Source organism: Micromonospora sp. DSM 43699 (assembly GCF_055517075.1).
Genome location: NZ_JBTMMT010000116.1, coordinates 1 through 10,217, shown reverse-complemented (window position 1 = coordinate 10,217; position 10,217 = coordinate 1). Strand labels below are relative to the sequence as shown.

Sequence of the window (10,217 nt, the reverse complement as noted above, 5' to 3'; positions counted from 1 at the left end):
TCACCCGGACCGCGTCCGACGGTGTCGAGGGCGATGCCCGCCCGGCCCGTCGGCCGGTCCGCTGGACCACCGTACGACGGTGATCGGGGGCCGCCGGGGGCCGGGGGCGGCCCCCCCCCGCCCGTTTCAGTCGGCCAGCTCCTCCGCGAGCAGGTCCATCAGCAGCGCGTCGTGCCAGCGCCCGTCCGCGCCACGCTCGTAGCGGCGCATGATGCCCACCGGACGGAACCCCACCTTCGCGTACGCGCGGATGGCCGCCGTGTTCGCCGCCGCCGGGTCGATGGTGAACCGGTGGTGGCCGTACTCGTCGACCAGGTGCCGTACCAGGGTGCGGATCGCGTCCCCGCCCAGCCCGGTGCCGCGTACCGCCGGGTCGAGGAAGACGTCCAGGCTGGCGTGGCGGTAGTCCGGTTCGGTCTCGGCGTACCACTGGATCGCCCCGACCAGCCTGCCGGAGTGCTCGATGGCGTAGACAGTCAACGCGTCGTCGGCCAGGTCGGCCCGCACCGATCCGGCCAGGTCGTCGCCGCCGCGCCACCAGCGGCGAACCTCGGGGGTGGCCCGGATCGCGGCGAGGGCGGGCACGTCGGCGTCGGTCACCGGTCGCAGCGTCACCGTCCGCCCGTGCAGCACGCCTCAGCCCCGCCGTTCGCCGTGCTCGACGCAGACCGCCGACCAGCCGGCCGGTACGACCTGCACCTTCATCCGCCGCCGACAGGACGCGCACCAGCGCGGCGGCTCCCACGCCCGGGCCGCCTCGCACGCCGGGTGTGGCCCGGCGGCCACCGACTCGCCGCACCTGTCGCACCAGTGCGCGGCCGATCCGGGCAGGGTCGTAGCGGGGGAGAGTTCGGTCACCGTTGCCTCACAGGGTCGCCGAGAGTGCCTTCACCGGCATCTTCAGGTCTTCCAGCAGCTCCAGGTCGGCCGTCGCCGGTCGACCCAGCGTGGTCAGGTAGTTGCCGACGATCACGGCGTTGATCCCGCCGAGCAGACCGTCACGGGTGCCGAGATCACCGAGGGTGAGTTCGCGGCCGCCCGCGTACCGCAGGATGGTGCGTGGCATGGCCAGCCGGAACGCGGCGATGGCGCGCAGCGCGTCGCGGCCCTCGACCACCGGACGGTCGCCGAGCGGGGTGCCCGGCCGCGGGTTGAGGAAGTTCAGCGGCACCTCGTGCGGGTCGAGCTGGGCGAGCTGCGCGGCGAACTCGGCCCGCTGCTCCACCGTCTCGCCGAGACCGAGGATGCCGCCGCAGCAGACCTCCATGCCGGACTCGCGGACCATCCGCAGGGTCTCCCAGCGCTCCTCCCAGGAGTGCGTGGTGACCACGTTCGGGAAGTACGAGCGGCAGGTCTCCAGGTTGTGGTTGTAGCGGTGCACGCCCATCTCGACCAGGTCGTCGACCTGCTGCTGGCTGAGCATGCCCAGCGACGCGGCGACCTGGATGTCGACGGCCGCCCGGATCGCGGCGACCCCCTCGCGCATCTGCGCCATCAGCCGGTCGTCCGGGCCGCGCACGGCGGCCACGATGCAGAACTCGGTCGCCCCGGTCGCCGCCGTCTGCTTCGCCGCCTCGACAAGCGACGGGATGTCCAGCCAGACCGAGCGGACCGGGGAGGTGAACAGGCCGGACTGCGAGCAGAAGTGGCAGTCCTCCGGGCAGCCCCCGGTCTTCAGCGAGACGATCCCCTCGACCTCGACCTCCGGGCCGCACCACCGCATCCGCACCTCGTGGGCGAGCTGGAGGGCGGCGGGGACGTGCTCGTCGGGCAGGTTCAGCACGGCGAGGACGCCGGCCTGGTCGAGGCCGACGCCGTCGCCCAGAACCTGGGTCCGGGCCTGGTCGAGGATCTCTGGCATGGCTCGTACCCTACAAGGCCGGTGCGGGCCGGGAAACGCCCGCGCCGCGGGGCCACCCCACCCCGCCCCCGACCCGACCCGGGGCGGGGTGGGGTGCCCCGGAGCGGCCCTTCGGCCCGCCTGGTCGCCGCCCGGGGGAGCGTCGGTGCGCCGGGCCGACGCCACGCCGGTACTGGGCCGGCGGATGGTAATTTCGCCCGGCGGCGATCGAATGGTGGACGGAGGCGATGACCGGTGGCGGACTGGCTGGCGGCCCTGGACCGCCGCGCCGCACTGCGGGCCAGGGCGGGGCTCACCCGCACCCTGCGCCCCCGCGCCGCCGGTGACCGGGTGGTCGACCTGGCCGGCAACGACTACCTGGGCCTGGCCACCCATCCCGAGGTCGTCGCCGCCGCCGGCCGGGCCCTGTCCGGGTACGGGTTGGGGGCCACCGGCTCCCGCCTGGTACGCGGCTCCACCGACGTCCACCACGCCCTGGAGGACGAGCTGGCCGGCTGGCTCGGCGTCGAACGGGCGCTGGTCTTCTCCTCCGGTTACCTGGCCAACCTCGCCGCCGTCCGGGGCCTGGCCCAGCCGCGTACCCTGCTCGTCTCCGACGCCCACAACCACGCCTCGCTGATCGACGGCTGCCGGATCTCCGGCGCGGAGACGGTGGTCACCGCGCACGCCGACGTCGACGCGGTGGCCGCCGCGCTCGCCGCCGCGCCGGGCCGACCGGCGGTGGTGGTCACCGAGTCGGTCTTCTCCGTCGACGGCGACCTCGCCCCGCTGGCCGCACTGCACGCCGTCGCCCGGCGGCACGGCGCACTGCTGCTCGTCGACGACGCGCACGCGCTCGGCGTCACCGGCCCGGCCGGGGCCGGCGCGGTGGCCGCGGCCGGGCTCGCCGGTGCGCCGGACGTGGTGGTCACCGCGACCCTGTCCAAGGCGCTCGGTGGCGCCGGTGGGGTGGTCGCCGGTCCCGCCGAGTTCGTCCGGCATCTCGTGGAGACCGGGCGTACCTTCATCTTCGACACCGCGCCGCCGCCCGCGGTCGCCGCCGGGGTACGGGCCGCCGTGGCGCTGGCCCGGACCGCCGACGACCTGCGCGCCGAGCTGGCCGACCGGGCCCGTTACGCGGTACGCCGCCTCGGCGCGGCCGGGCTGACCGTGTCCGCCCCCGACGCGGCGGTGGTGTCGGTGACCGCCCCCGGCCCGGAGGCCGCCACCACCTGGGCGGCCGACTGCCGGGACCGGGGTGTCGCCGTCGGCTGCTTCCGCCCACCGTCCACCCCGGACCACCGCTCCCGGCTGCGGCTCACCCTCTCCACCGGGGTGACCCGAACGGCCTTCGAACACGCCCTGGAGACCATCGTGGAGTGCGCCCCGCAGTCGCGAGCCGAGGTCGTGCCGTGAGCGCGAGGAGTGAGCCGGGTTTGCGAGCCCCGCAGTCGCGAGCCGAGGTCGTGCCGTGAGCGCGAGGAGTGAGCCGGGTTTGCGAGCCCCGCAGTCGCGAGCCGAGGTCGTGCCGTGAGCGGGTGGAAGGGTGCGGTGCTGGTCACCGGGACCGACACCGAGGTCGGCAAGACGGTGGTGACGGCGGCGATCACCGCGGCCGCGCAGGCCGCCGGTCTGCGGGTCGCGGTGGTCAAACCGGGCCAGACGGGTACGGCCACCGGTGAGCCCGGCGACGTCGACTCGGTGACCAGGTTGGCCGCCCCGCTGACCGGTCGTACCCTGGCCAGCTACCCGGACCCGCTCGCCCCGCTCGCCGCGGCCCGGGTCGCCGAGCTGGAGCCGTTGGAGCTCTACACCGCCGTCGACGCGATCCGTGCGGAGGTCGACAAGCACGACCTGGTGCTCGTCGAGGGGGCCGGTGGGCTGCTGGTGCCGATGGGATTGCGTCCGTCCGGCGAGGCGTGGACCGTCGCCGACCTGGCGGTGTCGCTGGGCGCGCCGGCGGTGGTGGTGGCCCGCGCCGGGCTCGGCACCCTCAATCACACCGCGCTCACCCTGGAGGCGCTGGAACGTCGGGCCGTGCCCGCCGGGGTGGTGATCGGCGCCTGGCCGGCGGAGCCGCAGCTGGTGCACTGGACGAACCTGACCGAGCTGGTGCCGAACATGCTCGGTGCGCTACCGACCGGCGCCGGGTCGATGGACCCGGGAGTGTTCCGCCGGTCCGCCCCGGGCTGGCTCACCCCTGACCTGCACGGGGTGCTCGACGACTGGCGCACCTGGGCCGAGGACGCCGGCTGAGCGCCTGATCGGGGCGGTCGGGGCACCTGACCTTCGTCGGTGCCCGATCCACCGGCTCGTCGGTAGCCTGACCATCGTGTACGAGGGCGAGCGGACCCGCCGGTGGGCAGCTGACCTGCTGCTGTGGGCCGTGTTCGCGGCCCCGGTGGCGTACCCCCGGCTGACCCCGCCGTACGGGCGGTGGGCCGTACCGCTGCTCGTCGGCGCGTTGGCGCTGCTCGCGGCGGCGGTGCTGGTCGGCCGGCGGTCGCCGGTGGCGGCGGTGCTGCTGGTGCTGGCCGGTTCGCTTGTCGACGGCAACTTCGTGTTCGCCCTGGTCGCGTTCAGCTATCTGGCGGGACGGCGCAGCGCGCGGACGGCCCCGGCGGCGGTGCTGTTCACCGCGGTCGCGGTCGGCGGCACGGTGCTGCACCTGGCGCTGCTCGGCACCGGCATGGCCACCTGGTTCCTGCTCAGTTGCGTGCTGCTCGGCGCCGGGGTGTTCCCCTGGCTGGCCGGGCGGTACCGGCGCCAGCAGCAGGCGCTGGTGCTGGCCGCCGGGGAGCACGCCGAGGCGGTGCGGCGGGAGCAGCGCGGCGTGGCGGAGCGGATCCGGTTGCGGGAACGGGCCCGGATCGCCGAGGAGATGCACGACTCGCTGGGGCACGACCTGAGCCTGATCGCGTTGCGGGCCGCCGCCCTGGAGCTGGCCGCCGGGCTGCCCGACCGGCACCGGGCGGCAGCCGGGGAGTTGCGGGCCAGCGTCGGGGCGGCGACGGAACGGTTGCACGGCATCATCGGGATGCTGCGGGACGGCCCGGCGGGCACCTCGCCGGTGGGGGAGAGCATCGCCGATCTGGTGGCCGTCGCCCACGAGGCCGGGCTGGCGGTACGGCTGGCACCGGGTCCGGCCGGCGGACGGTTGCCGACACTCGTCGCGAACGCGGCGCACCGGGTGGTGCGGGAGGCGCTGACCAACGCCGCCCGGTACGCCCCCGGCGCGTCGGTGACCGTGGCGGTCGCCGAGCGGGCCGGCTGGGCCGAGGTGCGGGTGGTCAACGAGCCGCCACCGGCCGGTGCGCCGGCCGACCCGCCGTCGCACGGTTCCGGGCTGGCGGCACTCTGCGAGCGGCTCCGGCTGCTCGGCGGCACTCTGGACGCCGGTCCGACCGAGGTCGGCGGGTTCGCCGTGACGGCCCGGTTGCCCCTCGTCCCGCCGGTCGTCTCCGGGACGGGCATGGTCCCGGGTCGACCCGGGCCGGTCCTGGCCGACCCGGTTCCGCCGTGGCCGGTGGTGATCCCGCACGACCGGGCGACAGCCGTCGGCGGATCGACCGACATCGGCGGTGCGGTACGGGCCGCCCGGCGGAGCGTACGCCGGAGTCTGCTGGTGGCTCTCGGCACGCCGCCGGCCGTCGCCCTGGCGTTGTCGCTCGTCTACTACCCGGTCGCCACCGCCGGGGCGGTGCTGGACCGACCCGCGTTCGACGGGATGCGGCTCGGCACGGCCCGTGCCGAACTGTCCGGTCTGCCCCGCCGTCAGGTGGAACCGCCTGTCGACCGGGTGACCCCGCCCGGTGGGCGCTGCGAGTACTACACCGACGGCAATTTCCCGCTGGCCCAGCCGAGTTGGCGGCTCTGTTTCGTCGACGGTCGCCTGACCAGTAAGGACCCGATGCCCCGATGACTGTCGATTCGGACCCGGTACGGGTCCTGCTCGCCGACGACGAGGCGATGATCCGGGCGGGGGTGCGGGCCATCCTCGCCACCGATCCGGGCATCGAGGTGGTCGCCGAGGCGGCCGACGGTCGGGCGGCCGTCGAGGCGGCGCGGGCGTACCGGCCCCGGGTGGCGTTGCTGGACATCCGGATGCCCCGACTGGACGGCCTCGGCGCCGCCGCCGAGATCCGTCGACTGGTGCCCACGACGGCCACCGTCATGCTCACCACCTTCGGCGAGGACGAGTACGTGGCCCGGGCGCTCGGCCACGGGGCCAGCGGCTTCCTGCTCAAGGCGGGCGACCCGCGCGAACTGATCACCGGGGTGCACGCCGTCGCCGCCGGTGGGGCGTACCTGTCGCCGCAGGTGGCCCGCCGGGTCATCGAACTCAACGGCGACCGGCTGGCCCGGGTGCCGGCCGCCCGGGACCGGACGGCCAGCCTGACCGACCGGGAGCGTGAGGTGCTCGGCCTGGTCGGGTTGGGGTTGTCCAACGCCGAGATCGCCCGCCGGCTGCACCTCACCGAGGGCACCGTGAAGGGCTACCTGACCAGCATCTTCACCCGCCTGGAAGTGCGCAACCGGGTGCAGGCGGCGATCCTCGCCTACGAGGCGGGCCTGACCGGCTGACCCGCCCCGTCGGCCGGCCCGGGCGCCGTCGGCCGGTCCGGGCGCCGTCGGCCGGCGCCGCGCCGTTCGGCCCCCGCACGCGCCGTACTGTCCGGCCCCGCACGCGCCGCGGCGTCGCCGGCGTCCGGACGTGTGACCGTCAGGCGTCGCGGCGGTGCAGCGCCGCCCGGCCGAGTGCCAGGGCGACGGCGGCCCAGCCGGCGAGCAGCAGCAACCCCACCACCGGTGGGTACGGGTCGGTGTCCCCGGCCAGGAAGTGCCCACCGGCCACGCCGGGAAAGCCGTCGGCGATCCGGGTGAGCACGCCGATCTTCGGCTCCTGCAACGACAACGGAACGATCATCAGCACCGCGAAGAGCACCACCAGAGTCAGGACCGCACTGCGCAGCGCCGCACCGAGCCCGAGCGCCAGCACCCCCACCAGCGCCAGGTACGTCGCCGTGGCCAGCAGGTCGCCGAGCGTACGGCCGACGGGCATCCGCCCCCACCCGCCGAGCAGTGGCCGGGCGGCCAGCACCCCGACCAGACCGAGCAGCAGTCCGAAGGCGAACGTGGCCGCACCGGTCACCACCGCCTTGGCCAGCAACACCCGCCCCCGCGACGGGGTGCACTGGAGGGTGGACCTGATGGTGCCGGTGGCGTACTCGCCGGTGATCGCGAGCAGGCCGAGGGCGAGCACGGCGTACTGGGTGAGTTCCATCGCATCGATCAGGACGCTGCCCACGGTCACCACCCCGACGTCGTCGGTGGGGTCGTCACTGGTGTTGCCGTTGACGACGTAGATGGCGAGTTGGGCGGTGGAGGCGGCGGTCAGCAGCACTGCGGCCAGCATGGTCCACCAGGTGGCCCGCACCGACCACAGCCGGGTCCACTCGGCGGTGACCGCACCGACGAGGCCACCCCGGCCGGTGGGGACGGCTGCCGGTCGTACCGGGGACGGGGTGCTCACCTGGCACCGCCTCCGGCGTACTCGACCGAGTCGGCGGTCAGCGCCATGAACGTCTCCTCCAGGGTGGCGGTGATCGTGGTCAGCTCGTGCAGCGGCACACCCAGCACGTACGCCAGGTCGCCGATGTGGGCCGTGGCGGCGCCGGTGACGGTCAGCCCGTCCGGCCCCTGCGGGGTCACCGTGGCACCGTCCGCGGTGAGTCGGGCGGCCAGCGCGGCCAACCCGTCCGGCCGTGGCCCGCGTACCCGTACCGACGCGGTGGCGGCGGCGAGCAGGTCGCCGATCGGTGCGTCGGCGATCAGCCGGCCCCGACCGATCACCACGAGTTGGGTCGCGGTCAGCTCCATCTCGCTCATCAGGTGGCTGGAGACCAGCACGGTGCGCCCCTCGGCGGCGAGCGAGCGGGTCAGCTCTCGGATCCAGCGCACCCCGTCCGGGTCGAGGCCGTTGACCGGTTCGTCGAACATCAGCACCGGCGGGTCGCCGAGCAGCGCGCCGGCGATGCCGAGCCGCTGCGCCATGCCGAGCGAGAGGGTACGGCCCGGCTTCCGGGCCGCCCGGTCGTCCAGCCCGGCCACGGCGAGGACCGCGTCGACCCGGCGGGCCGGGATGCCGTTGCTGCGGGCCATCGCCAACAGGTGTGCCCGGCCGGTGCGGGCCGGGTGGATCGCCCGTGCGTCGAGCAGCGCACCCACCTCGTACAACGGGTGCCGAAGTTCCCGGTAGGGGCGGCCGTCGACCAGGGCCTGACCGGCGGTGGGCCGGTCCAGGCCGAGGACCATCCGCATGGTGGTGGACTTGCCCGCGCCGTTCGGGCCGAGGAAGCCGGTGACCCGGCCCGGGGCGATGTCGGCGGTCAGGCCGTCGACCGCAGTCGTCGTCCCGAACCGTTTCGTCAAGCCGCGTAATGTGATCATGTGTGGACGCTAGGCGTCTGCGGGCGGGTGCCGACGCTGCCGATCGGCGGCTACCCACCCCCACCTTCGTCAGGTGTGCCGGTGCGCCCGTGTGCCGACTCGCCCGTGTGCCGGTTCGCCCGTGTGCCGGGAGGCCGGAATGACGGTGGGTCGGAACGCCGGAATGCCGGAATGCCGGAACGCCGGAATGCCGGAATGCCGGTGGGTCGGGAGGCGTCTCCGACGGTGCTAGGCGGATCTCCCCGGTCCTCTCCGCCGGGACCGGCGGGACCGGCGGGACCGGCCGGTCCCTTCCCTCGGCCGTACCCGGGACTCCTGCCGGCAGACCCGGGCGATCCCCCGCAGGTCGGCGAGCAGCCCGGCAGGCCGGTGAACCCGGGTGGCACGGGGTTCACGACGGTTGGTCAGTCGGTGGCCGGGACCGGCAGGGACCGGTCGTCCTGCGCCGGTCGTGGGGCGACGACCTGTACGCCGACGTCTGCGTTGCGGTTCTGGGTCTCGATCCAGGTGTCCAGGGCGGTCCGGCAGGCGTGGTCGACGTGCCGCAGGCCGCCCAGGTCCAGCCGTACCCCCCGGTCGTCGGGCAGCCCGTCGAGGGTGGTGAGGATGGTGGGCAGCCGCAGGAAGGTGGCGTTTCCGGTGATCGTCACGTGCACCGGGTCGGCGTCGTCGTGGACGGTGACCCGCACGTGGGACGTCTCCCAGGCGGTCTTCACCACGGCCAGGCCGAGACCGACGAGCACGCCGGTGAACAGATCGGTGCCGAGGATCGCGGCGGCGGTCACCACAAGCACCACCGCCTCGCCCCGGTGCTCCCGCCACAGCTCGGGCAGAGCCCGCCACGGCAGCAGCTTGCAACCGGCGTGCACCAGCACGGCGGCGAGCGCGGGCATCGGGATCAGCCCGACCAGGCCGGGCACCGCGGCGACGAAGAGCAGCAGCCACACCCCGTGCAGCACCCGGGACGCCTTCGTCCGCGCGCCGGCCCGTACGTTGGCGGAGCTGCGCACGATGACGGCTGTCATCGGCAACGCGCCGAGCAGGCCGCAGACGGTGTTGCCGGTGCCCTGGGCGACGAGTTCCCGGTCGAAGTCGGTGCGCGGCCCTTGGTGCATCCGGTCGATCGCCGCCGCGCTGAACAGACTCTCCGCCGAGGCGATCAGGGCGAACGTGACGATGGTGGCGAGCATCCCCGGGTCGGCGAGGGCCGTCCAGTGCCCGAACGACGGTTCGACCGCCGCGAGCAGCCCTGCCACCTCGATCCGGTCGACCGGCAACCGCATGACGGCGTTCGCCCCGGCTGCGGTGACCACGGCGATCAGCGCCCCGGGGACCAGACCCGGCCGACCCGGGAGGGTGTCCCAGAGGAACATGACCGCGAGGGTGGCCGCGCCGACGGCGAGCGACACCTGCGCCGTACCGGAGCCGGTGACCTCGGTGACCATGGCCGGCAGCCCGGTGAGGCCGGCGAGCCCGGTCGGCGGTGGGTCGGCACCCGTCAGGACGTGCAGTTGGCCGGCGATCAGCAGCAGACCGATGCCGGTGAGCATGCCGTGGACCACGGCCACCGAGATGGCCCGGAACCACCGGCCGAGCCGCAGCAGCCCCAGCCCGATCTGGAGCAGACCGGCGACCAGCACGATGGTCCCGAGTCCGGCCAGCCCGTAGCGGTCGACGGCCTCGGCGACCAGCACGGTCAGCCCCGCCGCCGGCCCGCTCACCTGGAGGCTGCTGCCCGGCATCAGCCCCACGACGAGCCCGCCCACCACCCCCGTCACCAGCCCGAGTTCGACAGGTACCCCGGAGGCGACCGCGATCCCCACACAGAGCGGCAACGCCACCAGGAACACCACAAGCGACGCCGGCAGATCATCCCGAACCACCGACCACCTCACCCCCACGACCCACCCACCGTGCTCCCCCCACC

10 protein-coding genes are annotated in these 10,217 nt (G+C 74.8%); 4 read left to right on the top strand and 6 right to left on the bottom strand.

Annotated elements, in window-relative coordinates; all coding sequences use genetic code 11:
• Positions 1 to 126: 126 nt before the first annotated feature.
• Genes AC0AIB_RS30400 through bioB form a run of 3 tightly spaced genes read right to left on the bottom strand, consistent with a single transcriptional unit; the run spans position 127 to position 1,861 of the window.
• A complete protein-coding gene (locus AC0AIB_RS30400; protein ID WP_465097990.1) occupies positions 127 to 633 on the bottom strand; it encodes a GNAT family N-acetyltransferase in 507 nt (168 codons plus the stop codon).
• A gap of 3 nt (positions 634 to 636) precedes the next feature.
• Positions 637 to 858 carry a biotin synthase auxiliary protein BsaP gene (gene bsaP / locus AC0AIB_RS30395; protein ID WP_328338654.1) on the bottom strand — a complete coding sequence of 74 codons (222 nt, stop codon included), beginning with the start codon at positions 856 to 858 and terminating at the stop codon, positions 637 to 639.
• Positions 859 to 865: 7 nt separating this feature from the next.
• On the bottom strand, positions 866 to 1,861 hold the full coding sequence (bioB, locus tag AC0AIB_RS30390) for a biotin synthase BioB (RefSeq protein ID WP_328338653.1): 996 nt from the start codon (positions 1,859 to 1,861) through the stop codon (positions 866 to 868).
• A gap of 234 nt (positions 1,862 to 2,095) precedes the next feature.
• Between bioB and AC0AIB_RS30385 the strand changes: the two genes are divergently transcribed.
• The 4 genes from AC0AIB_RS30385 (at position 2,096) to AC0AIB_RS30370 (ending at position 6,424) form a co-directional block, all read left to right on the top strand.
• Positions 2,096 to 3,256, top strand: coding sequence for an 8-amino-7-oxononanoate synthase (locus tag AC0AIB_RS30385; RefSeq protein ID WP_328338652.1), 1,161 nt, complete (start codon positions 2,096 to 2,098; stop codon positions 3,254 to 3,256).
• Between the two features lie 135 nt (positions 3,257 to 3,391).
• The gene (gene bioD, locus AC0AIB_RS30380) at positions 3,392 to 4,096 is read left to right on the top strand and encodes a dethiobiotin synthase (RefSeq protein ID WP_328348872.1); all 705 of its coding nucleotides are present in this window, start codon (positions 3,392 to 3,394) and stop codon (positions 4,094 to 4,096) included.
• Between the two features lie 76 nt (positions 4,097 to 4,172).
• Positions 4,173 to 5,762 carry a sensor histidine kinase gene (locus AC0AIB_RS30375; RefSeq protein ID WP_328338651.1) on the top strand — a complete coding sequence of 530 codons (1,590 nt, stop codon included), beginning with the start codon at positions 4,173 to 4,175 and terminating at the stop codon, positions 5,760 to 5,762.
• Entirely contained in the window at positions 5,759 to 6,424 is a 666-nt protein-coding gene (locus AC0AIB_RS30370) for a response regulator transcription factor (RefSeq protein WP_328338650.1), read from the top strand. Before AC0AIB_RS30375 ends, AC0AIB_RS30370 begins: the two co-directional genes overlap by 4 nt.
• 139 nt (positions 6,425 to 6,563) lie before the next feature.
• On the opposite strand, the gene AC0AIB_RS30365 is transcribed toward AC0AIB_RS30370, so the two are convergent.
• From AC0AIB_RS30365 to AC0AIB_RS30355, 3 genes are all read right to left on the bottom strand, one after another.
• A complete protein-coding gene (locus AC0AIB_RS30365; protein ID WP_328338649.1) occupies positions 6,564 to 7,373 on the bottom strand; it encodes an ABC transporter permease subunit in 810 nt (269 codons plus the stop codon).
• The gene (locus tag AC0AIB_RS30360) at positions 7,370 to 8,290 is read right to left on the bottom strand and encodes an ATP-binding cassette domain-containing protein (protein WP_328338648.1); all 921 of its coding nucleotides are present in this window, start codon (positions 8,288 to 8,290) and stop codon (positions 7,370 to 7,372) included. Before AC0AIB_RS30360 ends, AC0AIB_RS30365 begins: the two co-directional genes overlap by 4 nt.
• Positions 8,291 to 8,694: 404 nt before the next feature.
• Positions 8,695 to 10,173, bottom strand: a complete 1,479-nt coding sequence (locus AC0AIB_RS30355) for a SulP family inorganic anion transporter (RefSeq protein WP_328338647.1) — start codon at positions 10,171 to 10,173, stop codon at positions 8,695 to 8,697.
• Positions 10,174 to 10,217 lie beyond the last annotated feature (44 nt).